Raw genomic sequence first — 24,452 nt, 5'->3', positions numbered from 1 at the left:
TTACTTAACATTTTACATGCTTCACGAGAAAATATAAAATGTTGATTTAACAAAAAAAGATGCTTATTTATAAGCACCTTTTCACTCTATCTCCATCAGTCGTTTCGCCTCAAAATACAACACTTGAATAAATTTTTTCGTATTAATTCGTATATGGCCAGAAGTCGCTACCCCATCCTTTGTCATTTCTGTCATCCGTTTTCTAACTACAGTGAAATCAAAAAACTTCGGAGCATAACTTTCAAATTTCGGATTTGAAAAGTCTGTTAGTCCAAGAGAAGCTAAATGGTTTAATGATTGATAAATTGCTCTTCTTACACGTTGTTCAGATGCTTTTCTCTCCTTCTCTATATCTGCATCTGAAGCTAGTTCCCCTAATTTTTTTACTGTTATTTGGTGAAAGATATCTTTTAAAGCAGGAAATCCAAACTCAAATGTTTGCGCCTTTTCTTGTCCATTTAAATATTCTAGCATACTAAGTAAATCTTTACTTCCGTTCTCTCCCGCAATACCGAGTTCTGATAGTAAGAAGCGTCCTGAATCTGATATCTTTTTCCCTTCTTGCACTGTTTCACTACGCATTTGCAGCTTTTCCCACTGAAACACATTATTCAATGATTTTTGAATGTCATATATAGAACGTTCCAAACGAATACGTTCTATCACTTTTCGTACAACAGATACTACTTCTATTTTGTTTAGTGGTTTTGTAATATAATATTCTACACCAAGTGTATATGCCTCACCAATGAGCTGTTTCGATTCAACTTGGGAAATCATAATAATTTTCCCAGTAAATGAAGATGCTATATGGCGAACTGTTTCAATGCCGTCTCTCATCGGCATTAGTAAATCAATAAATAAAATGTCCACTTTTTTATAATTTAACTGTTCTGCTTCAATAAACGCTCCATCTTCCGATTCTCCAATTACTTCCCCAAGATCGCCATCCTCAATAATTTGCGAAAGCATCGAACGGAAAACTTCATCATCATCTACGATATAATAAAACAAACCTATTCCCCTTCCCGCTTTAAACTGCACTCCGGTAAACAAACGATAAACTTACACCCGTTCCCATTTTCATTGTCTTCTAACCTTACTTCTCCGCCGAGCTCTGTTACCATTTCATCTATGTAAGAAAGTCCAATACCTGTGGACGGTGTTCCTGTTTGATCATACTTTGAAGTAAACCCGGGCTTAAATACTAATTTCTTATACTTTTGTGCGATACCTGGGCCATCGTCAATCACTTCAAAGATTACATTTGGTTCTCTTTTATATAACTTAATACGAATGAGACCTCTATCTTCAATTGCTTCAACTGCATTCGCAACTAAGTTATTAAAAATTGATAGCACCGTATACACGTGATATGCAGCGTGTTCACCTTCTATATGTTTAGAAAAACGTATATCTTTCTCTAACATTTCAGCATACTTTTCATTTATTCTTACAATCATTTCTGTAAGCTCATGACCTTCTACATACTCAGCCACATTTTTATCTAATAACAGTTTAGATAATCCTGCAAAAATCCTTTGATTATCCTTTTTTATTTCGTGCACTTCTCCTGCTATTTTCAATGCTGTTTTACTGCTGGAATCATCATTCGCTTGTAAATTCCGATATAATTGATACGCTTCTTGTGTAATTAATTCTGCATTTTGTAACGTTTTTTTCAAATGAACAGATTCTACATATAAATTTGAAAGGTGCATGAACATTTTTTCATTTTCTTTTCGAACTTGTGATTCTTTTAATTTCGTTTCATATAAATTCATCATATTTAAAAAGCCAAGTGCAAAGAAGCTACGGAAAATAGCAATAATGATGAGTTTATTTACTTCAGAAATTGTTATTGTTGTACCTAGTACTAACATGTGATAAAACGCAAGTTCCGACATACTTGCAACAATTTCAATTGAAATTCCAAGACATCCAATAACAATTGGCTTCTGATGAAACTTATTCACCCTACAAAGTGAAAAAAGACTTCCATAAATAAAATAATAAAAGAACACAGGATAACGCAAATAAAATGATTCTGTCATATGAAATGAGCCTTGCATGACCCAGTCAAGGCATACTCGGAATAAGACTACACATATACCGACAAGAATACCCGCAGCCGCTGCTGGTATTCTTCTTAAAAATAGTAATAAAAAGAAGAATAACGGTGTCCCAAAGCTAACACGAAACGTATCATTAAAAGGATGAAAATTAAGCTCTCCAGCAATCGGAACAACAACCATTAATATAATTAAAAGAGATATATCTTTCTTCCATAATTGATTCCAATTCAAAGGTGCCACTTCCTATACTCTTTTTTCAGTAATAAAAGTGAAAGCCCGCTTATATTATAAACGGGCTTTATTTCTATATTCTAACCTTTTCTACCGCTTTTATTTGGCGATACTCCGGCTCCCAGATTGCTTCTTTCACTGCAATCTTAATATCGTTATCACTTAAGTTCTCTCTCGCAACACCTTCCGCAACGGCAACTTTCGCTACTTCAATTGCTACCATTTCCGAGATATTACGTAACTCTTCAACTTCTGGCAAAATAGGTGCTCCTGGCTGACTTGTATCAACCATACTTGCAACTGCTTCAGCTGCTGCTGCGAACATTCCGTCCGTCATGACGCTTGCACGTACGACAATTGTTCCAAGACCAAGACCTGGGAAAATAAGTGCATTATTTGATTGTCCAATCACATACGTTACACCGTTATATATAACTGGTTCAAATGGACTTCCTGTTGCAACTAATGCTCTTCCTTCTGTCCACTCGATTAAATCAGCTGGTTTTGCTTCAGCAAGTGGCGTCGGATTCGACATCGGTAAAATGATTGGTCTTTCTACGTGAGAAGCCATTTCTTTAATAATTTCTTCTTTAAATGCGCCTGCAACAGTTGATGTACCAATTAAAATTGTCGGTTTCACATGTTTCACAACTTCAGCAAGTCCAATCACACCATTTTCTTTCCACTCACTTACTTCCGCTTCTTTTCTTGCATATGGAATTTGGAAATCAAGAAGATCTTCCATGTTATCTGTAACTAATCCGTTACGATCAATACACCAGAAACGCTTATATGCTTCTTCTTCTGATAAGCTGGCGCGTACCATCGCATCTCTAACTTGGTCTGCGATACCGATTCCAGCCGTACCAGCACCAAACACAACAACGCGGTGTTCACTTAACGGTACACCAGAAGCTTTTACTGCCGATAATACAGCGGCAAGGGAAACTGCACCTGTACCTTGAATATCATCATTAAATGTACAAATATCATGACGATATTTATCTAAAATTTTTCGTGCATTACGAGAACTGAAGTCTTCCCAATGTAAAAGTGCTTTCGGGAATTGCTTATTTACCGCTTGTACAAATGTATCAATAAATTCATCGTAAGCTTCACCTGTTATACGAGGGTGACGATTTCCAATATAAAATGGATTGTCTAATAATTCTTCACGATTTGTACCCACATCTAAAATTACCGGTAATACGCGGCTAGGATCGATTCCAACTGCGGCCGTATAAACAGCTAATTTTCCAATTGCGATGTTAATGCCACCAACGCCCCAGTCACCAATTCCAAGTATGCCTTCTCCATCTGTTACAACGACTAAATCAATATTTTCTGCTGTTGCACCGATATTGGCGAATGCTTCTTCAATACCTGACGGATCGTTAATTGATAAATACACACCACGTGGTTTACGATATTCATGACTATATCTTTGAATCGCTACACCGACAGTTGGTGTATATACGATTGGTAACATTTCGCGTAAATGATCTGTTAAAATACGATAAAATAATACTTCATTTCGATCATGTAACGCTGTTAAGTATACATTCTTTAATAAATCATCCGGCTGAGAACAAAATTGTTCGTATGCTCGGCGCGCTTGTTCTTCTAACGTTAAAACTGCTGGCGGTAATAACCCTTTTAAACCTAATTCTTCTCTTTCTTCTTGCGTGAAAGCAACCCCTTTATTTAAAAGTGGTGTTGATAATACTTCTACTCCTCTTAATGTCGTTTCTAATGAACCATTAGAAGCTACTGTAAACTTACTCATAACATCCCTACCTCTATTCATATATAGCATTTCTATATTGTAAACAAAAAAGAGGGGCTTGTCCCCCCTCTTCTTTTAGTTTTTCTTTAAAAGAGTTGCTCCTGCAATCCCTGGGTGTGTCATTTCAAATGGATCTAGAATTAACTCTAAATCTTCTTGTGACAATACACCATTTTTCACACAAAGTTCTCGAACGGATTGCCCTGTCGCGATTGCTTCTTTCGCAACGCGAGCTGCTGCTTCATAACCGATATGAGGGTTTACGGCTGTAATAATTCCTACACTCTTCTCAACATACTCTTTTAAGCGATCTTCATTCGCTTCAATTCCTTTTAAGCAATTATCTGTAAAGGCACGGAAACCGTTATTCATAATGCTAATTGATTGTAGTAAGTTGAAAACAAGTACTGGTTCCATCACGTTTAATTCTAATTGACCTGCTTCTGAAGCAAGACAAATTGTATGGTCGTTACCAATTACTTGGAATGCAATTTGATTAATTACTTCTGGCATAACAGGGTTTACTTTCCCTGGCATAATAGATGAACCTGGTTGACGAGCCGGTAACATAATTTCTGCTAAACCAACACGTGGACCTGATGCCATTAAGCGAAGGTCATTCGCAATTTTAGACATATTCATCATACATACTTTCAGTGCTGCAGATACTTCTGTGTATGCATCCGTATTTTGCGTTGCATCTACTAAGTCTTCTGCACCAACTAGTGGTAGTTCACTAATTGCAGCTAAATGTTTTACAACAGCTTGAATATATTCTGGATCTGCATTTAAGCCTGTACCAACTGCAGTTGCTCCCATATTCACTTCATATAAGTGTTGACGTGACTGCTGAATTCGTTTCATATCACGTTCAAGTACGCGAGAGTACGCTTTAAATTCTTGTCCAAGACGAATTGGAACAGCGTCTTGCAAATGCGTACGACCCATTTTAATAACATGATCGAACTGTTCTGCTTTTAATTCAAATACATCGTGCATATAACCCATCGTTTGTAATAAACCTTCTAATGCGTTTAATGTTGCGATATGAATCGCCGTTGGGAATGCATCGTTTGTTGATTGCGCCATGTTTACATGACTATTTGGACTAATATAATGATAGTCTCCCTTTTCCATTCCTAATAATTCAAGAGCACGATTGGCAATGACTTCATTTGCATTCATGTTCATTGAAGTACCTGCTCCGCCTTGGATTGGATCTACGATAAAATGATCATGCCATTTCCCATCGAGAATTTCTTGAGCAGCTTCTGCGATCGCGCCGCCCTTGTTCAATTCCAATCTTCCTACATCTGTATTGGCAAGCGCTGCAGCTTTTTTTACAACTGCGAACGCTCTAATTAAACCTTCATGGATTTTGTATCCTGTAATTGGGAAGTTTTCAACTGCACGCATTGTTTGTACGCCGTAGTATGCATAGTTTGGTACTTCTTTTTCACCTAAAAAGTCTTTTTCAATTCGAACACCATTTTTAACTTCAGTTAATGTTGCCATGATTATTCACTCCTTAACGATTTCTTATGCTGCTTTTGTTTCTTTGACTGTTTCTACATATTGTTTTGCTTTCTCATTATCGAATTCGCCTTCCCACTTCGACATAACAATGGCCGCTAATGCATTTCCTAATACATTGACAGATGAGCGAATCATATCTAAAATGCGGTCAATTCCCGCAATTAACGCGATACCTTCTAGTGGTAACCCCATTGAACCTAACGTTGCTAATACAACAACGAACGATGCACCTGGAACTCCCGCCATACCTTTGGATGTTAACATGAGAACGAATAATAACGTTATTTGCTCTGTCAGTGACATGTGCACACCGTACATTTGTGCAACAAACAATGCCGCTAACGCTTGATAAATAGCCGATCCAGTCAAGTTAAATGTATAACCTGTCGGAATAACGAAAGAAGCAACTGCCTTTGGACAACCGAACTCTTCCATTTTTCTCATTATATTAGGTAAAACAGCTTCTGAACTTGCTGTCGTAAATGAAAGAATAAGTTCTTCTTTTAAAATTTTCATTAATGTAAAAATGTTTACGCCAACCATTCGTGCATTAATACCTAATACAATCACAACGAATAGTATAACAGTTACGTATACAGCTAGCACTAGTTTTCCTAAAGGAAGTAGTGTTGCTACACCAAATTTTGCAACCGTAACCGCAATTAATGCGAATACACCAAATGGTGCAAATTTCATAACTTGATTTGTAACCCAAAACATCGCTTCGAGTACACCTTCAAAGAAATTAAAGACAGGCTTTCCTTTTTCCCCAATTGCTGCAACTCCTAAACCGAATAATACTGAGAAGAAAATAATCGGTAATAAGTCACCTTGTGCAATCGATTCAAATACGTTTTTCGGTACGATATGAACAATCGTCTCAGCGAATCCTTGCTTCTCTGTAGCATCTGCTGTTTGTTTATAAGAAGAAATGTCACTTTGCTGTAAGTTATTCATATCAACGCCAGTACCTGGCTGGAATATATTCGCCGCAAGTAATCCCATTAAAATAGCAATTGTCGTAATAATTTCGAAATAAAGAATGGTCTTCCCGCCCAATTTCCCAAGCTTCTTCATATCGCCTACACCAGCTACCGCAACAATTAATGCTGAAATAACAATCGGTACTACAATCATTTTAATTAAGTGAATAAATATATCCCCAATTGGTGTGATATAAGAAATCGCCGTTTTATTACCATAGAAGATTGCCCCTACTACAATCCCTAAAACAAGTGCGACAAAAATTTGTGTCGCTAATCCGAATTTTTTCATTTATGTTCATCCCCTTTATGCGAACGCTTTCATTTCATATTTATAAAAGCTTACTCACACATCATATAGGGGAACCTACAAAATCATACAAAAACCTACAAGTTCGTCACAAAAAATTCGAAAATTTTTCTTTTCTTTTTCATTGACACCTTTTCGTTAAAAAAAGATAAAATATACTTGATAAGTAATCAGATTGTTTTGTATAATCAAAAAGATATATACTTACAACAAACCAAAATGAAAAGGAGTGGATGATATGAAAAATTACGTACAAAAATTCGTCTTATCTTCTTCTTTTCTTTTTCATTTTCTTAAAAAGGAACAAGGGCATTCGCCTTTGTTCCTTTTTTGTTGCGATCTATATAGGGGGAATTGTTATGAGACCATATAAACGTGTCTTAATTAAATTAAGCGGCGGTGCACTTGCCGATCAAACCGGAAATAGCTTTAACTCCAAAAGATTAGAACATATCGCAAATGAAATTTTATCCATCGTTGATTTAGGTATCGAGGTATCTATCGTCATCGGTGGCGGTAACATTTTCAGAGGTCATTTAGCTGAGGAATGGGGAATTGATCGTGTAGAAGCTGATAATATCGGGACGTTAGGTACCATCATTAATAGCTTAATGCTACGCGGCGTTTTAACAAGCAAAACAAATAAAGAAGTTCGCGTTATGACTTCCATCCCGTTTAATGCTGTAGCTGAACCATACATTCGCCTACGTGCAGTCCACCATTTAGATAACGGGTATATCGTTATTTTTGGAGGTGGTAACGGGCAACCGTTCGTTACGACAGATTACCCAAGTGTTCAAAGGGCTATTGAAATGAATAGTGACGCAATATTAGTCGCAAAACAAGGAGTAGATGGCGTCTTTACTAGTGATCCAAAACATAATAAAGCAGCAAAAATGTACAAAAAACTAAACTATAACGATATTGTTAGGCAAAACATACAAGTAATGGATCAAGCCGCTTTACTGCTTGCTCGAGACTACAACTTACCAGCACACGTCTTTAACTTTGATGAGCCTGGGGTTATGAAAAGAATTTGTTTAGGTGAGCATGTAGGGACTTTGATTAATGATGATGCTTCATTGCTTGTGCATGAAAAATAATTATTTCCCATCAAAAAAGGGCGTCTTTTCTAGACACCCTTTCTTCCTTTATCATCACAAATAAAAATCAATCCATCCCGCAAATTTCTCCTTACAACGCTCCCAAAATGATAACTTCTCAAAAAATTCTTTCGTCATTTCTTTTGAATCATGAAAATCCTCCGTTAATGCATTATTAACTTGTCCTACAATTGAACCACCATGAATATACAAGTTCATTTCATCATTTATATTGAAGCTACGCGAAGTAAAGTTTGTTGTGCCAATAACGGTTAATTCATTATCAATAAGCATTAATTTTCCATGGAACATTCCTTTTTTATACCCATATACAGTAATCCCATTATTAATAGCTTGACGTATGTATGGATACGCCGCTTCTTTTATAAGAGGTAAATCTGGTTTATATGACCAAAGTATTTTCACTGTAACACCACGCTTTTGTGCTGCGATTAAAGCATTCATGCATTCTTTATTTTTCGGTATAAAATACGGCGTTGCAATTACAATTGAGTGCTGAGCTTGTTTTATTAGCTCTATATATTTTTCAGCAACGTAATGCCCATTGTAACTGACCATAGTATGCAATGTATTCCCTTTACTAGCCTTATTCGTACTCCTCTTTATATCTTCTTTCGTATCTCGTTTCCAATCTAAAGCAAATTGTTCCTCTAAATCTTTTGCTCCTTCCCCTTTAAGGCGCACATGATAGTCACGCCAATATCCAAAATGCTTATCTTTACCTAAATACTCATCTCCTATATTAAAACCACCTGTATAGCCAATCTCCCCATCAATTGTCGTAATACGGCGATGATTACGATGGTGAAGTGAATAAAACCCGAATGGTAATTCAGGCTTTCTACTATATGTAAAATGTACACCACTTTCCCGCAATTCACTTATCATCTTTCTTTCAAATGATAAATCATTAATGCGATCCACTGATAAATAGACGTTTACTCCTTCTTTTGCCTTCTCTTTTAATAAACTTAAAAAAGTATGGCTACTTTTATCATCCGACAAAATAAAAAAATACGTGTAAATAGATTGCTTTGCTTCTCTTATGTCAGTAAATAGCTGTTTATAAAACGACTTCCCTTCTACATATAATTGAAAATCACTATAGTGAGGGGCATACTCTGTCGGCATATTTTTGCCAGCTTCCATTTTCCTTCCTAAGGTAACGTCAATATGCATCCAAATTAAAATAAAAACGAAAATAGCAATAATAATAGAAGTAACTCGCAATATTTTTTTAATCATTTTAATTTCCTTCCGCTCGTTTTCTTTCCTCCTTTCTATTTTGTCATTCAAATTTAGATTTCATGCTTTATACAAAAAAGGATGTGACTTTACATCACACCCTTTTTGTATTAAACAAAGTTTCTCGCATCATTATTTCTTCCAAATTTATAAATGGCAATTAAGAAGAACGCAATCGCAAAAGCGAATAAAATTAATATGTTTAAATACAACTCAGAGAACGGAATTCCTTGTTGTAATTTTGCTATCGTATCTAATAACCAACGCTGCGGAAGAAAATTAGCTACTTTTTGTACTGCATTTGGCATAATGTCGTACGGGAAATAACATCCAGCAAGCAAACATGTTGGTACTATCACTAAATTTTGCATTGCATTTGAAGCAGCTGAACTTTTTGAAAAAGACACAATGACTAATGATAAACCAATTGCAATTAAAGCGAATATCATAAGCACACCAATCATTACTATGAAAGGCATATTAATATTTGTATGAAAAACATTCGTCAGAAATAGTACTGCAATGACAATTTGCAATGTTAATATCATCATATTTACTGCCACATTGGACAATATAAATTTCTTTCCGTCAATTGGTGTTGATAATAATCTAAAGTACGTTCTATTCTCTTTTTCTTTTAAAATAAATCCTGATAAGTTCACTGCTGAAAACAACATAAACATAATAAGATAACCCATCGTTTGATTTGTCATATCTTTATTTTTCGAAGTATCTTCTAGCGTCTCCGTTTTCATTTTAAATGAACTTTTTTGATACCCTGCGTACATCTTATCAAATGCACTTTGATCTGTTCCTGCTACTTTACTAATAGCTGCTACATTATCAATATAATTGTATAAATATGATTTTATAAATCCTGTTACTTGATCACCTTTAATCGATGCAATTTCAATATGATCTGGATTCCCTTCTCGAACGCTTTTTGAAAAACCAGAAGCTAATGTAATAACTCCATCAAGTTTTTTAGAAGTGAGTTTATCTTCTATTTCAGACTCCTTAACCTTACTCACATTCACATGATTTAATCCTTCTAAAAACTTTATCGTATCGTTTGCTATCGGCTCATTTTCTTTATTTACAATCCCGATATTTAACGTTCCTTGCCCTGCATTTCCGTATATCGAAAAAGAGATGAGCGTCCCAATTATTGGCAAACTAATAATAATCAATAACCCTTTTTTATTTTTCAAAAGTACAGATAACGTTTTTTGTATGAGCCATAAAATATCTTTCATACTATAGCCCCTCCCGTCTACGTAATGCAATAATTGCAATTAATAAAAAGAGTGCTGATATTCCAATGTTTAAAGAAATGACTGGTAGTGCTGCCCCTACATCATTCGCATAAATAATTTTCATAACAGCTGTATTTGCCCACGTTAATGGTGATAAATTCGTAACGAAATTTTCTTCTATTACGAAATATGCACCGCCAAAAATAGAAGCTAATTGCACTACCACCATAATAATTGCTCTAGACGATTCAGGTGTTTTTGTAATATATCCAATCCCTAAACCGAAGCTAATTGCTAGAAAGACTTCTGTTAATAAAATAAGAAATATGATTCCAAGGTGATCTCCCCAATTCGCTTGAAAGACAAATTTACTAAATAACATAACGAGTAATATGCACAGGGCATTTGCTACTAGACTACCAAGCACTTTCCCAATGAAAATTTCAGCCTTACTTATAGGTGCAGCAATAAGGCGATCTCCTGTTTTACGTATTCGTTCTCCTCGAATTAGAAAACTTGCTCCCATCGCAGCATACAGCGCAATCATCGTCGTCATTACAACCGCATAGTAATCCATAGAACCCGGTTTATTCGCAGCTTGTAAAGATGTTTCTTTTATATAATCATTATGATTTCCATTTGAAATAACTGCGCTCACCTTACTAGGATCAACTTTTGCAACTTCGGCTGCTACATTGTACTTATCAACAAATGTTATAAGCATACCTTCCACAATACTTCCCTCAATACTACTTTTGTCACTTCCGTAAGTTTTTGCACCATCTTTATTTAATTCTACATAAGCAGCATATTTATTTTGCTTCACTGCTTCCTTCCCATCTATACCTTCAGAAGCTTTTTTAAAATGAATCCCCGATTTATCAACTTCTTTCGCAAATGCTTCAAATGCTTGAGAAAACGTGCTACTCGCTTCATCTTTATATAGCACCTGTATATCTTTAATTGAATGACTATCACTATTAAACGCATTACTTAATGCTGTACCTAACACAAGCATAAGCACAATCGGAAAAGCTAACATAAAAACTAAAGTTCTTACGTCTCTGAAATCCCTTTTCATATGCATAATTGCAATATTGAAGATGTTCAATTGATGAACCTCCCTTTACCTTTTCTTCATTTACTCTTTATTTATCTCGTAAGTTTCTTCCAGTTAACGTAAGGAATACCGTTTCTAAGTTAGGAGCCTGCTCCTCTAACGAACGGATTTCAATGTCATGATTGATGAAGTGCTGAACAATTTTATTTAAATTATTTAATCCTGCATCAGAATTTACTTTAATTACGTTCTCTTCAATTTGAACAGCTTTCACACCGTTTATCTCTTTTAATTTTTCTACATCTAAATTCTCTACCGATTTCACTTCAATCCAAATATCTTTCGTATCAGTAATAATCGCTTTTAACTGCTCTTTCGTTCCTTCTGCAATCACTTTACCGTGATCTACTATCGCTATTTTCGTACAAATCTCTTCTACCTCTTCCATATAGTGACTCGTATAAATAATCGTACTTCCCATTTCGTTTAATTTCCGAACAGACTGCAGGATATAATTTCTTGACTGTGGATCAATTCCAACTGTCGGCTCATCCATAATAATTAACTTCGGTCTATGAGCAATTGCACAAGCGATATTCAGTCTTCGTTTCATCCCACCAGAAAAGTTCTTTGGATAGCTTTTCTGTTTATCGCTAAGTCCTACAAATTGAAGAGCTTCCTCGACCCTAGCTTTTAATTCAGCTCCTCGTAATCCGTACAATCCAGCAAAGAATTTCACATTTTCATAGGCTGTTAACTCTTCATAAATTGCAATATCTTGCGGAACGATACCGATATTCATCTTCGCAAATCGATTATGTTTCTTTATATTTTTTCCTAGTATGCTAATTTCACCTTCATTACTTCTTAACAAACCAGCAATCATGTTGATTGTCGTACTCTTACCAGCACCATTCGATCCTAAAAAGCCAAATATTTCTCCTTCTTTAATAGATAAAGACATATTATCAACTGCGATGAAATCACCAAATTTTTTCGTTAAATTTTTAATTTCTAAAGTATTCATCGTTTCACCCCTATTTCGGTTTCTCTGCTTTTAGTATAAACAAAAAGAATGAACCTGCTCAGTGCAGAAGTTCATTCTTTTCACATGAGATTATTCACTTTTTTCATATGAGATGATTCATCCTCATATCGGTAGCAACATTGTTACTGAAAAACCACTTGTTCCATCTACAATAATTTTACCATTTACAGACGCCGTTCGTTCCTCCATCCCCATAATCCCGAGACCTTTTTTAACAAGTGTTGCACCTTTTCCATTATCCTTCACTTGCACTTTCACCATCTTGTTAAGTACATGAATATCGATTGAAATGACTGTCGCATCAGCATATTTCATCGCATTTGTTAATGCCTCCGTAACATTTTCACCGATAATCTTCCACTGAATCGGTGAAATCATATCTAAATTCCCTTTATATACGAAAGGAATATTTATATCATGCTTACCGGCAAATTCCTCTATGAATAATTTCATACGATGAATGCCAATTTGCTCAGTTGGTGGCTTCATATTTTTTAATGTAATCCGAATGCTTTCAATACCATCTTTTGAAATATGAATTGCATTTTGTAATAACTCGGCAGATTTTTCTTTATCTATCCCCATTAATCTCTTTGCTGCTTCCATTTGAATGAGTGCCCCTGTCATCGAGTGGCCAATTTTATCATGAATTTCCTGTGATAACCGGTTTCTCTCTTCTAACTTAAATGTGTACTCTGATTGTCTTATATACTCTTTATTTTCATTTAAGCTTTTCGTCAGCCGCTGCATATCTTTTCGCATCTGATCATTTTGTGATTCAAGCTTTACTACACGCGATATATACCGTTCTGCCATAGTTAATACGAGAAAGGAAAATGCAACAATTAATCCATATGTCATTCTAATACTTTCATTTGTAAAGATAATAGGAATCATCATAATGATAAATAGCTGCCATTTCTTCTCTATATAACGGAATATAACTTCATATAAGTTCAATGGCAAAAACAAAATAAAAAACGGATGAATCTTCCATGTAAATAACATAACTAGACCAATTGATACGCAAGTTAATATGTTTTTGTACGTATCTTTTTTACATATAGAAATCAGCACGTTTACAGAAAGATATAAAAGCAAAGTAAGTATAATCCATGGTAAGTTCGCAACATTTAAATACATGTAACTAAACACAATATATATAAAGACAATTAATTTACTTACAATTAACCAAAATTCCATATCTTTAATCTACTTTCCCTGTTAAATAATAAATCGCGATTTGTGTACGATGTTCCAGTCCAGTTTTCCCTAAAACTGACGTAATATAATTTGCAATTGTTCCTTCTGATATGAAAAGTTGCTTCGAGATTTCTTTATTCGAAAAGCCTTTTGCAATTAATGCGATAATACTCAGCTCTCTTTCAGTAAAAAGACTTTTATCTATTTTACATTCTTCCTCTTTACTTTCCATTAAATTAGACTTAATTTTATCGAGAACTACATCTTGCATAACGGTTTGACCGTTATATACTCCTTTAATCGCATCTCGAATACGCTCTGGATCATTATTTTTTAATAAATAACCTTTTGCTCCGTTTTTTACTGCGTCCAAAATATATTCATCATCATCGAACGTCGTTAAAATAAGCGGTTTCGTTTCTGTCTCTTCACAAATCAATTTCGTTGCCTCTACCCCGTTCATATTTGGCATACGAACGTCTAAAAGTGCGATATCAACGTCGTTCTTTTTGCAATATTCCACTGCTTCTTTCCCATCATTTACTGTATCTACCACTTCGAACTCTTCATATGTATTTAAAATAATTTTCATACCTTCTCTTATAAAAGAGTTATCATCTGCTATTAATATTTTAATTTTCATGTTTGTTAGTATGGATCTTCCCCTACTAACATTCACATCCTTTCTTCCCGTAACATTTCTTACTTGCTCATTATATACTTCTCTTTACCATTTTTTCACACCTTTTTTCATCTAGCCCCCTTCCTAAAAATATATTATTCTTTTTTTACAACATGTGTAGGGTGACTTATCATTCTTTACGTCTATATAATAGAATGCGTCAAAAAGGAGGGAGAGACCCATTGAGGAAAAACAATTAATTGAAAAAGCACAGCAAGGAAGCGAACATGCTTTTCGTATCCTTGTGCAAACATATCGTCATTATATTTTTCAAGTTATCTTTTCTATTTTAAGACATGAAGAAGATGCGAAAGATGTTACACAAGAAGTATTCGTAAAAATTCACGCCTCTCTCCCAAATTATCAATTTCGCGGATTAAAAACGTGGATGGCGCGTATTGCCACCAATCACGCTATTGATTATAAGAGAAAGAAAGCTAGAGAAAACGAAGAACTCTCTTTATGTAAAGAAACTGAGGAAAATATAAAATCCTCTCATAATATTGAGGCTTTATTATTGACGAAAGAGCAGAAATTACTCATTGCTCAAAAACTGAGAGAACTTCCCGATAATTACCGTGACGTCGTTCTCGCACATTACTTAGAAGAAAAAAGCTATCAAGAAATTGCTTTACAGGAAAACATCGAAGTGAAAACAGTCGAAATGAAACTGTATCGGGCAAGAAAATGGATTAAAAAACATTGGAAGGAGGAAGAGTTTCTATGATGCATTATTCAAAAGAAGATTGGCGCAATTATACATTAAATGTTATAGAAAGCAATGAACGTGAATCTATGGAAGAACATCTTTATGAATGTGATCATTGTTTAGCACTTTATATGGAAAGTATTGATGAACAACAGGAAAACCTTCCAATGATAAATGATGATTCATTTACGAACGAAGTTATGACGCAAATTAATTTTGAAACGCTACAACCTAATGAAAATATAAAAACAAACTCACTAAAGCGCACCATCGTTCACTACATAATTGCGACTGCGGCTACAATTATTTTTATGGTAAGTGGTTTATTCCAATATATTTTCACAGCGACATCAAATTTCGAGAAATCTTCAAAACATAACGAGTCTTCTATCTCACAACAAATTGTAAACAAATCGGTAGATACATCAAAAAAGGACGGAGGTTCAAAGCATGAATAAAAATCCCTTTTTAGCACTTGTATTAGGGCTAATTCCTGGGCTTGGACATTTATATTTAAAGAAGTTTGGACGGTTTATTTTATATGGTGGAGGAGCTTTATTACTATTTTCCATTGCAGTTTTTTGCGTAGTAGAATTAATAGCGCGCGAACTTGCTTTTCTTTCTCTATTTTTACTAGCCGTGTTATGGGTGGTCAACTTACTAGATTTAGTTATCACAATTATTAACCAATCGAAAAAACAAGCAACCGGAGAATTGACAGAGTCCTCTAAAGAGAGCGAACGATTTTATATCATTCTTCTTTCCATCATCCCTGGACTTGGTCATTTTCAATTAGGACTTATGCAACGTGGCCTTACATTTTTAGTAGCTTGTACAGGAATCGGAAGTATGATCATTTTCGTTGCTCTTTTAACATCTCAAGAAAGTTTTCTTATCTTTCTCGTGACGTTACCTGTTTTATGGATTTATAATTTCTTCGATGTTGTTCAGCAACTCCAGAAAAAAGAACGTGGTGAGCAATTAATTGATCGTACCATTTTCGAAGATTTTGAAGAGCACCGTGAACAAGGAAAAAAAAGTAAAACATTCGCTTCTATTTTAGCGATGTTTCCTGGAGCAGGACATATGTATTTAGGCTTACAGCGCCGTGGTCTTCAGCTTATGGCAGCCTTTTTACTTTCAATATATTTACTCGACTTATTAAGACTTTCAGCGTTTTTATTTTTAGTACCCATCATTTGGTTCTATAGCTTTTTTGACGCTTTACAACAAACTGCAAAATATGGAAAAGAACGTGTAAATGATGAACCTATCATTGATTATTTTATCAATCATCAAAGGTGGATCGGTATTGGATTAATTACACTCGGTGGTTATTATTTATTAGATCAAACAGTCCTTCCTATTTTGAATGATTACTTCGCAACTATATTTAACATTCATCTTAGCGAGCTGTATTATCGCTATTTCCAAACATCTATCGTTGCACTCCTCTTAATTGGTGGCGGCTTTAAATTGTTACTTGGAAATAAAGAAAATAAAGGTGGTACGAAAGAATGAGAACATGGCGCGTTGGAACATTTTCAATGGGGCTTTCTATTATTGCATTAGGTTGCTTCTTACTATTTTCAGTTATAAAAGGTACTGAGGTATTAGATTCCTTAACAGCATGGTGGCCTGTTTTACTTATTATACTTGGCGCGGAAATTTTACTTTACCTTCTATTTTCTAAGAAGGAACAATCATTTATTAAATATGATATTTTTAGTATTTTCTTTATCGGTGTTTTAGGAAGTGTTGGCATTGCTTTTTACTGTTTATTATCAACTGGATTACTAGATGAGGTTCGTCATTCTATTCATACTACTCGCCAAACGAGTAATATTCCAAGTGGACAACTTAATATACCTGAATCTATAAAGAAAATTGTAGTGGATGCAGGGCAGCACCCTCTAACAATAGAGGGAAATGATACAAATCAAATTCATCTTCTTGGAACATATGAAATGACGACGAAAGCTAATGAAAAACTTAATTTAAAACAAGAAGATTTTCTTTCCGTTCAAACAGCCGGGGAAACGATGTATATCACTTTAAAATCATTACCAATTCAACATACGTTATGGAATTCCGCACCACAGGTCAAACCGACACTCGTTCTTCCACAAAATAAAAATGTAGAAGTTCGTGCTTCAAATAACGAACTATCCCTTTATCCAGGTCAATTACAAAATAATTGGTTTGTACAGGAAAGTTCAAATGTATCTGTTCATTTAACGAAAGAAAGCGATGTGTCTTTAATCGCCATAACAAACAAAAAAGAATCCCACGGAAACACACCTTGGGAACAAGTTGAAGATGTAACGAAAAAAGAAGAGAATACTTCAGAAGAAAATCCAGAATTAAACGGGCAAGAACATTGGTATAAAAATTCGATTAAAACCGGGAATGGAACGTACAAGTTAAATATTGAGAAAGCTTACAATTTAAATATGAGCGTTATTGAAAAATAAAAAAACCTTCCGCAATTGCGGAAGGTTTTTCTCATATAATCGCTTTAATTCCCTCTAACACTAAGCCAATCATAAATCCGCAAACAGCTCCGTTTACTCGGATCCATTGCAAATCTTTACCGACGTTATTTTCAATCATTTCAATTAACGTTTTATCATCTAACTTATCAAGATTTTCTTGCACAAGCTTTCCGATTTTCGAATGGTTATTCTCAACAAGCTTCACAACTTGTTTTTGTAACCAATCTTCTATTTTTTGAACAGTCACTTCGTCATCTTTTATTTTATTCATTTGTTTTTGTAAAAATGGAATAACATACTTATCCGCAAATTCTTCATTGTTTACAAAGGCAACTGCTTTTTGCTGCACTTGTTCCAGCATCTCTTTAATTTTGTCAGTAGCGTTCCAATTGGCAATCCATTTTTCTTTCCAATTTTCTAATTCTTGTAGTAAAGCTTCATTTTCTTTTACATTTATTATTTCTTGACGAATTTTCGCTAATATAAGTTGTCTCGTGCTATTATCAGCATCTTGTAAGCTGCTAATATTACTAATAATAAACTTCTGCAAAATACCGCCAATTTTATCTTCATCTACAATATTCATAAATGATTTCAAAGTAAACTGCAAGAATCCATCTACTTTTATATTTTCCATCGCCTTCATACCTAAGCTTCCGAGTTGGTAGCGAGCTTCATCTTGCGCTGTCCAGTCTTTCACTTTTACCAATATGTAATCAAGTGTCTTTTCATCATATTCTTGCACAACTAATTGATCAACAAGTACTTGTAAAATATTACTTGTATTCATTGTATGCAAATATGTTTTTAATTCTTTTTCAATAATAACCGCTAATTTTTCCGTATCTATTGAAACAATCGCTTTCTCCGCAATCGTTACAATCCCTTTTTTCACAGCATCAGACTGCATTTCTCTCTCTGCAATTTGCAGCACCATTTGTGCTAGTTGCATTTCTTTTACTTTATTCGTAATACTTTCTTTCGTTAGCCACTCATTTTCTAACGTATTAATGAGTCCTTTCGTTACTCGTTTACGATTTTTAGGTAACAAAGCTGTATGCGGAATTGGAATTCCCATCGGGTGACGGAATAATGCTGTAACTGCGAACCAATCCGCAAGTCCACCAACTAACCCAGCTTCAAATCCACCTTGAATAATCTCACCAGCTACCGTCCCTTGAAAAGGAATAGAAGCCGCAAAACCTACTCCCATAACCCCAAGCGAAATACCCGCTATATATTTAGTCTGTAATGACATCGTATACACATCCTCTTATTATGTAAAATAAAGCTTTTTTGTTGTATTTATTCAATATTAGTTATCCTTTATCTATACTATAAAGAACTATTGTGAAAATAACAAAGATTTTTATGTACATGAAAAAATGAGGCTACAACTAGCCTCATTTTTCTAATATTGTTAATGCCTCACCTGTTTTATAATACCCATTCATCACATCTTCTGGAACCATACTACCGCCCGTTCCCCATACAATATGAGCACCTTTTTGCATCTTCTCCATTAACTGTTGCTTTTGTAAATACGCATCTTCTTTACATACTTTCACTGGTCCTATCATACCTGCTAATGCAGAAGGTTCTAAATAAATATTCTCTGTATCAGCTAGTTCTTTTAACAATCTATATAACTCTTCATCGCTTACTGTGTAATTCCCACTCAAAAATGGTTCCATCGTTTTACCAACAAATCCAGATGGCCTTCCTACCGCAAGTCCATCCGCGTCTGTTACATTATCAATTCCGATATCTTGAACGGCGATTTTATCATGAAGTCCTGTCATTAACCCGATTAACATACATGGAGAATGTGTTGGCTCTGCAAAGAAACAGTGTACGTTGTCTTTATACAATAACTTTAAACCAAATGCGACTCCGCCAGGTCCGCCACCTACTCCGCATGGCAGATAAACGAATAAAGGATGCTCTTCATCCACTACAATCTCTAACTCTTCTAATTGTTTTTGTAAACGCGATGCTGCTACTGCGTATCCTAAAAATAAATCATGTGAGTTTTCATCATCTACAAAATAACAACTAGGATCTGCATCTGCTTGCTGGCGCCCCTCTTCTACAGCTTTACTATAATCAGCTTCATATTCAATAACATTTACACCTTTACTTCTTAATAAATCTTTTTTCCATTGTTTCGCGTCTGCTGACATATGAACCGTTACGTTAAAACCTAGTTTCGCACTCATAATCCCAATGCTTAGCCCTAAATTACCTGTAGAACCTACAGCAATTGAGTATTTGGCAAAAAACGCTCTACATGTATCACTATCTAAAATGGAATAATCATCTTCTTCTGTTAACATACCGTGCTGCAAAGCTAATTGTTCAGCATGTTTCAACACTTCATAAATGCCGCCTCTAGCTTTAATTGACCCTGATATCGGAAGATGACTATCACACTTTAATAATAATTCTCCTAATATAGGTTGCCCGTAATTTTTCTCTAAAGACTGTTTCATAGAAGGGATTTTCACTAAAGGTGATTCTATAATACCGCCTGTGTCTTTCGTTTCAGGAAAAACTTTCGCAATGTATGATGCAAAACGCTTTAACCTCTCCTCCGCATCTTTTACATTCTCTTCACTGAGTGGCGAATCTTTTATTGCCGTTTCATACTTTTCCATGTTCGGATTCACCCAAAACACTTCTTCTATTTCAATCAATTTATTTAATAGTGGATATTCCTCTTTTAATTTCTCTATTTCCTTCATTCCTCTTCCTCCTCATCACCTTGTAGCTTACGATTTAATAAATTATAATTAAATTAATTTTAATATAGTTTAACATAAATTATCCACTTTAGTTAATTTCAATTTAACTTATTTAAATATAATTTAATAATTAGTAAGGAGATTTTCAATATGGAAAATATAGATATTGGTAAAAAAATTGAAAAACAAAGAAAAGAAAAAGGTTTAACGAGTAAAGAACTAGCAAAGATGGCCGATATTACGCCATCTATGTTAAGTCAAATTGAACGCGGGTCTGCTAACCCTTCTATCCAAACATTAAAAGTACTCGCTAAAGCTCTTGATGTTCCAACATTTAGCTTTTTACTTGAAGATACCAATACAGACGATTTAATTGTACGTTCTCATAAACGCAAAAAAATGATTATCGATAATTTATCATATGAAATGCTATCACCTGATTTCACAGGAAATTTAGCAACAGCAATTATGACCGTCCCGCCGAATACAGCTTCATCAGAGAATGTACTAGAACATAAAGGTGAAGAATTAGCATTTGTATTAGAAGGGAAAATCACATTACATTTAAATGAAGAAGAATACATATTAGAAACGGGTGATAGCGTAAAAATACCCGCTTATTTAAAACATAAATGGGTAAATCCATTCGAGAAAAATGCCATTGTTTTATTTTCTGTTACTCCGCCGATTTTTTAAAAGATGTAATAAAAATAGCCACGTGCGGATTCCTCCATACATGGCTATTTTTATCTTTTCGGCACGAACAAAATCCCTAAACTCATAACACAAAAACTTAGTATTTGCTGCATCGATAAACCAAATAGAACCGAATTCTGTTCACTAACAAGCGAAATAATAATATGAGCAAACCCCTCAATAATTAGAAAAACACTTATATTCTTTCCATTTCCAAGCCTTTCATTTTTCATCCATAACAAGCCCACTATACAAAGAGCCAGAATGATCTCGTATACGAATATAGGATGATATAAAAAATTAGATTCATATACTTTCACACCCCAAGGCAATGTCGTTTGTACTCCTACTTTTTGGTGGAATAGAAAATAAAAAATAATACTCATACATAGCGCAATAGGTATTGCATCAAGTAAAGTATGAAGCGAAAATTGCTCCTTTTTACTTTTCCAAACAATGTATACACTTGCAATTATGCATCCTACTACAATATGTTTCGTACTTCCTATAGCTAATAATGCTTGCAGTGGCGACCTAATAGCCCATACTGGATTTAAAATTGCCGGTGCAAATTTCCATACAAATACGATGATAAGAAAAGCATTTGTTACTGCATCCATCATTTTTTCATATGGTACACTTTCGTTCTTCATCTTTCGTTTCATCAACATAAATCCAAATAAACTTCCAATTATAAGAGATACGGGTTGTAACCTTACGATCCACTCCATCACTATGAAATCCCCTCTTAACTCTCAATTAATTTCTTGAATTTCTCTTCTAATTGATCTGGAGGTAGTACGCCTCGTACTTGCTCTACAATAATTCCATCTTTATTAACAAAAAATGTAGTTGGTAAAGAAAACACTTTATAATCTAATCCGGCTACTCCGTCCATATCTAGTAAAACAGGAAACTTAAATCCGTGACGATCCGCAAAAGCGCTCGCTTCTTGCACTGGATCTCCTATTGTTGCATTTACCGCAAAGATTTCAACATCCTTTTTATATTTATCATACATACGAACTAAGTCAGGTGCCTCCATTTCACATGGACCGCACCATGATGCCCAAAAATTAATAAGATATGGTTTTCCTTTTGCATCATTTAATGAGTGCAGCTTCCCGTCTAATCCTTTTAATGTTATGTCTGGTGCTTTAAATCCTACTTGTGGTAATACTTCTGTTTTCTGTAATTCCGCTTGTTTCGCTTTTCTTTCTTTTTCTTCTTTCTTTGAATTATAAAAATTAACTCCGGCCCAAATTAATGCTCCGGCTAGTATAATAGCAATTAGTTTCTTCACTTTTCTTCCTCCCAAAACACTACATAAAGTAGTGTTAATTCTTAAAAAAAGAGGCTATATGCACTCTCCGACAATCAGTACAACCGACATACAGAATAAACCTACTGTTACATATACCGAATTCGTATGTAACGGAATAGTAAGCTTAACAACTTTTTCATGTAACACTTGCTCAATTCGTAAATTTATTGCTGTTTTTGCAAATGAAGCTGTCACACATCGGTTTTCCATTGCCTTTATTTTAATTAATTTTAATAACGCGCTACCTAACTCAAACGAAGACTCCATTTTTTGCATCGCATATTTATCAGCAGCTAGCTCCTGATACGTGTGATACCGCTGTAACAACCCTTTTAATATCGGTATGTACATCATTCCTTCTGCTAATAACGTAAAACAAAATAATTTTAGCGGATCTCGATTGTTTTGATGATATTCTTCATGAAAAATAATCGCATCCATTTCTTCATCTGAAAATGTTTGAATCATCCCTTCTGATATGACAACTTTCGGACGAAATAGCCCAATTGTAAATGCCGCAACTTCCGCAGTCGGCAATATATATATTTGCTTTCCTTTTCGGATGAAAGGGATAAGTACTTTTTGTAATCTTTTACTATAAAAAAATTGTCGCCATATCCTTTTACACACGATAAACACAGTAAGTAGTAGAAATCCAGCGATTATAATACGAATGAGCGATAACTCCTTCATATGTTTTTCTAATTGAAACAAGCAAAAATTCGAAAGAAAGAACATCTTATTTTGAAACAGAAATGGATATGTAACGTAATACACTAGCATACTGAAAAAGAGTATACTAACAATTCCTGCTAACAATACGATTTTACGCATTTGCCATTTCATTTCATTAATCCTCTTTTTTTAACTGACTCAATCTATCTTCTAACTTTTTTATTAAAGTCGGATCAACCTGCTCTAACTCATCTAGCATATGATTTACAACTAAATCTCCAAATTCCCCCATCAATTCCTGTGTCATTTTCTTCGTTTGATTGGATAAGAATTCATCTTTTGTTTGTACAGCACGATATATGCCACTTCTTTTCACAGTTTGTTTTTCTAAGTGTAATTTCTCTACTAACCTGTTCATAACTGTCATCACAGTGTTAAAATTCACAGGTGATTCTTCACTTAATTTCTGCTGCACTTCTTTAATCGTAATACCCTCGCTAGACCAAACAATCTCCATAATTTTTGCTTCAAGCGGTCCAAAGAAATGATTTAACCCTTGCTCATTTAGCTTATAGTTTTGAGTAAACATCATGCGGCTCCTTTCACACTACGAATTGTAGTATAAATTACATGAAAGGTCAAACGTAAATGATATATACAAAAATGAACTACCTATCATAGGCAATTCCATTCATTTTAAACCTAATTTTTCACCAAATGTATCAAAGAGATACTGCTCTAATATTTGTACACTAAACTTCTCATTACGTCCAAGTGCAAACAATTCTCGATCTTTCGCTACGATCGTATCTAACGGGATAACGACATTATCCACTATTTTTGTAATTTCAATGATGTTACTTTTTACATTTACCTCTGTTTTAAATTCAATGTTTTCTAATACGATATGCGAGCGTCTTCCTGATGCAAAAAAAGTAAAGTTAGGATTTTTATAAATACCAATTTCACTCTCTAGCGGATATAAATACTGAAAAATGATATCTCTATGTCCATCTTTTATTATTTTTTCATCCTTCTCATCATCCAAGTATTCTTTCACCTTCGTTGTAAATTCGAATCGAAAATCCACTTTTTTCACGCTCCCTCTTTGTATTTTTATATTAAATAAATATATTGAAATAATTTTACCATATTGTAATACAAGTTCCTATTAAAAGTAAAAACTCATTTGTAAAATCTCTATTATTTCCGATTCCTTTTTAAAGTATAAGCACTCATTCAATATGAATACATGCTTCTTTATATCCAT

At 34.5% G+C, this 24,452-nt stretch carries 24 protein-coding genes; 6 read left to right on the top strand and 18 right to left on the bottom strand.

Going from position 1 to position 24,452, the window contains the following annotated elements; genetic code table 11:
- Window positions 1-81: 81 nt before the first annotated feature.
- The 5 genes from MR147_RS01445 to MR147_RS01425 form a co-directional block, all read right to left on the bottom strand.
- Window positions 82-1,014 carry a response regulator gene (locus MR147_RS01445; RefSeq protein ID WP_074607582.1) on the bottom strand — a complete coding sequence of 311 codons (933 nt, stop codon included), beginning with the start codon at window positions 1,012-1,014 and terminating at the stop codon, window positions 82-84.
- A gap of 2 nt (window positions 1,015-1,016) precedes the next feature.
- Window positions 1,017-2,315 carry a sensor histidine kinase gene (locus MR147_RS01440; RefSeq protein ID WP_074607581.1) on the bottom strand — a complete coding sequence of 433 codons (1,299 nt, stop codon included), beginning with the start codon at window positions 2,313-2,315 and terminating at the stop codon, window positions 1,017-1,019.
- A 64-nt stretch (window positions 2,316-2,379) separates the two neighbouring features.
- Complete coding sequence (gene malS / locus MR147_RS01435; RefSeq protein WP_139302765.1) at window positions 2,380-4,092, bottom strand: oxaloacetate-decarboxylating malate dehydrogenase; 1,713 nt, start codon at window positions 4,090-4,092, stop codon at window positions 2,380-2,382.
- Between the two features lie 75 nt (window positions 4,093-4,167).
- A complete protein-coding gene (gene aspA / locus MR147_RS01430; protein WP_000224208.1) occupies window positions 4,168-5,607 on the bottom strand; it encodes an aspartate ammonia-lyase in 1,440 nt (479 codons plus the stop codon).
- Between the two features lie 24 nt (window positions 5,608-5,631).
- The gene (locus MR147_RS01425; protein ID WP_000713273.1) at window positions 5,632-6,903 is read right to left on the bottom strand and encodes a cation:dicarboxylate symporter family transporter; all 1,272 of its coding nucleotides are present in this window, start codon (window positions 6,901-6,903) and stop codon (window positions 5,632-5,634) included.
- Window positions 6,904-7,280: 377 nt separating this feature from the next.
- On the opposite strand from MR147_RS01425, the gene pyrH reads away from it, so the two are divergent.
- Window positions 7,281-8,024: a UMP kinase gene (gene pyrH / locus MR147_RS01420; protein WP_001248049.1), complete on the top strand. Its 744-nt coding sequence runs from the start codon at window positions 7,281-7,283 to the stop codon at window positions 8,022-8,024.
- Between the two features lie 54 nt (window positions 8,025-8,078).
- Here the strand turns inward: pyrH and cls are convergent, their stop codons facing one another.
- The 6 genes from cls to MR147_RS01390 form a co-directional block, all read right to left on the bottom strand.
- Window positions 8,079-9,290 (bottom strand): cardiolipin synthase, encoded by a 1,212-nt coding sequence (gene cls, locus MR147_RS01415; RefSeq protein ID WP_139302920.1) that lies wholly within the window; start codon window positions 9,288-9,290, stop codon window positions 8,079-8,081.
- A 110-nt stretch (window positions 9,291-9,400) separates the two neighbouring features.
- Window positions 9,401-10,546: an ABC transporter permease gene (locus tag MR147_RS01410; RefSeq protein WP_242303564.1), complete on the bottom strand. Its 1,146-nt coding sequence runs from the start codon at window positions 10,544-10,546 to the stop codon at window positions 9,401-9,403.
- Window position 10,547: 1 nt separating this feature from the next.
- Window positions 10,548-11,657, bottom strand: coding sequence for an ABC transporter permease (locus tag MR147_RS01405; RefSeq protein ID WP_001020164.1), 1,110 nt, complete (start codon window positions 11,655-11,657; stop codon window positions 10,548-10,550).
- Window positions 11,658-11,694: 37 nt separating this feature from the next.
- A complete protein-coding gene (locus tag MR147_RS01400) occupies window positions 11,695-12,633 on the bottom strand; it encodes an ABC transporter ATP-binding protein (protein WP_001093819.1) in 939 nt (312 codons plus the stop codon).
- Between the two features lie 123 nt (window positions 12,634-12,756).
- Window positions 12,757-13,857, bottom strand: coding sequence for a sensor histidine kinase (locus MR147_RS01395; protein ID WP_074610817.1), 1,101 nt, complete (start codon window positions 13,855-13,857; stop codon window positions 12,757-12,759).
- A 4-nt stretch (window positions 13,858-13,861) separates the two neighbouring features.
- Window positions 13,862-14,500, bottom strand: coding sequence for a response regulator transcription factor (locus MR147_RS01390; protein WP_074610815.1), 639 nt, complete (start codon window positions 14,498-14,500; stop codon window positions 13,862-13,864).
- A 283-nt stretch (window positions 14,501-14,783) separates the two neighbouring features.
- Between MR147_RS01390 and MR147_RS01385 the strand changes: the two genes are divergently transcribed.
- The 4 genes from MR147_RS01385 to exsE are packed head-to-tail and all read left to right on the top strand — an operon-like array spanning window position 14,784 to window position 17,722.
- On the top strand, window positions 14,784-15,266 hold the full coding sequence (locus MR147_RS01385; RefSeq protein WP_001195469.1) for an RNA polymerase sigma factor: 483 nt from the start codon (window positions 14,784-14,786) through the stop codon (window positions 15,264-15,266).
- Window positions 15,263-15,706, top strand: coding sequence for a hypothetical protein (locus tag MR147_RS01380; protein WP_000972367.1), 444 nt, complete (start codon window positions 15,263-15,265; stop codon window positions 15,704-15,706). The genes MR147_RS01385 and MR147_RS01380 overlap by 4 nt, the downstream gene beginning before the upstream one ends.
- Entirely contained in the window at window positions 15,699-16,769 is a 1,071-nt protein-coding gene (locus MR147_RS01375; protein WP_048557486.1) for a hypothetical protein, read from the top strand. Before MR147_RS01380 ends, MR147_RS01375 begins: the two co-directional genes overlap by 8 nt.
- Window positions 16,766-17,722: an exosporium protein ExsE gene (gene exsE / locus MR147_RS01370; protein ID WP_242303563.1), complete on the top strand. Its 957-nt coding sequence runs from the start codon at window positions 16,766-16,768 to the stop codon at window positions 17,720-17,722. Before MR147_RS01375 ends, exsE begins: the two co-directional genes overlap by 4 nt.
- Window positions 17,723-17,753: 31 nt before the next feature.
- Here exsE and MR147_RS01365 read toward each other — a convergent pair whose 3' ends face one another.
- Together MR147_RS01365 and dsdA are read right to left on the bottom strand one after the other, a co-directional pair.
- The gene (locus MR147_RS01365; RefSeq protein WP_000058329.1) at window positions 17,754-19,001 is read right to left on the bottom strand and encodes a DUF445 domain-containing protein; all 1,248 of its coding nucleotides are present in this window, start codon (window positions 18,999-19,001) and stop codon (window positions 17,754-17,756) included.
- A 145-nt stretch (window positions 19,002-19,146) separates the two neighbouring features.
- Entirely contained in the window at window positions 19,147-20,487 is a 1,341-nt protein-coding gene (gene dsdA / locus MR147_RS01360; protein WP_074610811.1) for a D-serine ammonia-lyase, read from the bottom strand.
- A gap of 150 nt (window positions 20,488-20,637) precedes the next feature.
- Here dsdA and MR147_RS01355 point away from each other — a divergent pair, with 150 nt between their 5' ends.
- Complete coding sequence (locus MR147_RS01355) at window positions 20,638-21,183, top strand: helix-turn-helix domain-containing protein (RefSeq protein ID WP_074610809.1); 546 nt, start codon at window positions 20,638-20,640, stop codon at window positions 21,181-21,183.
- Window positions 21,184-21,233: 50 nt separating this feature from the next.
- Here the strand turns inward: MR147_RS01355 and MR147_RS01350 are convergent, their stop codons facing one another.
- From MR147_RS01350 to MR147_RS01330, 5 genes are all read right to left on the bottom strand, one after another.
- Entirely contained in the window at window positions 21,234-21,914 is a 681-nt protein-coding gene (locus MR147_RS01350) for a prolipoprotein diacylglyceryl transferase family protein (RefSeq protein WP_074610823.1), read from the bottom strand.
- A 17-nt stretch (window positions 21,915-21,931) separates the two neighbouring features.
- Complete coding sequence (locus MR147_RS01345; protein WP_074610808.1) at window positions 21,932-22,486, bottom strand: TlpA family protein disulfide reductase; 555 nt, start codon at window positions 22,484-22,486, stop codon at window positions 21,932-21,934.
- 54 nt (window positions 22,487-22,540) lie between these two features.
- Window positions 22,541-23,353, bottom strand: a complete 813-nt coding sequence (locus MR147_RS01340; protein ID WP_074610806.1) for a M56 family metallopeptidase — start codon at window positions 23,351-23,353, stop codon at window positions 22,541-22,543.
- Between the two features lie 4 nt (window positions 23,354-23,357).
- Window positions 23,358-23,771, bottom strand: a complete 414-nt coding sequence (locus MR147_RS01335; RefSeq protein ID WP_074610804.1) for a BlaI/MecI/CopY family transcriptional regulator — start codon at window positions 23,769-23,771, stop codon at window positions 23,358-23,360.
- Window positions 23,772-23,873: 102 nt separating this feature from the next.
- A complete protein-coding gene (locus MR147_RS01330; RefSeq protein WP_001983153.1) occupies window positions 23,874-24,272 on the bottom strand; it encodes a DUF3942 family protein in 399 nt (132 codons plus the stop codon).
- Window positions 24,273-24,452: the final 180 nt, after the last annotated feature.

This window comes from Bacillus cereus group sp. BfR-BA-01350 (assembly GCF_022663775.1).
Classification (GTDB): Bacteria; Bacillota; Bacilli; order Bacillales; family Bacillaceae_G; genus Bacillus_A; species Bacillus_A paranthracis.
This window is presented reverse-complemented; position numbering and strand designations above follow the sequence as displayed.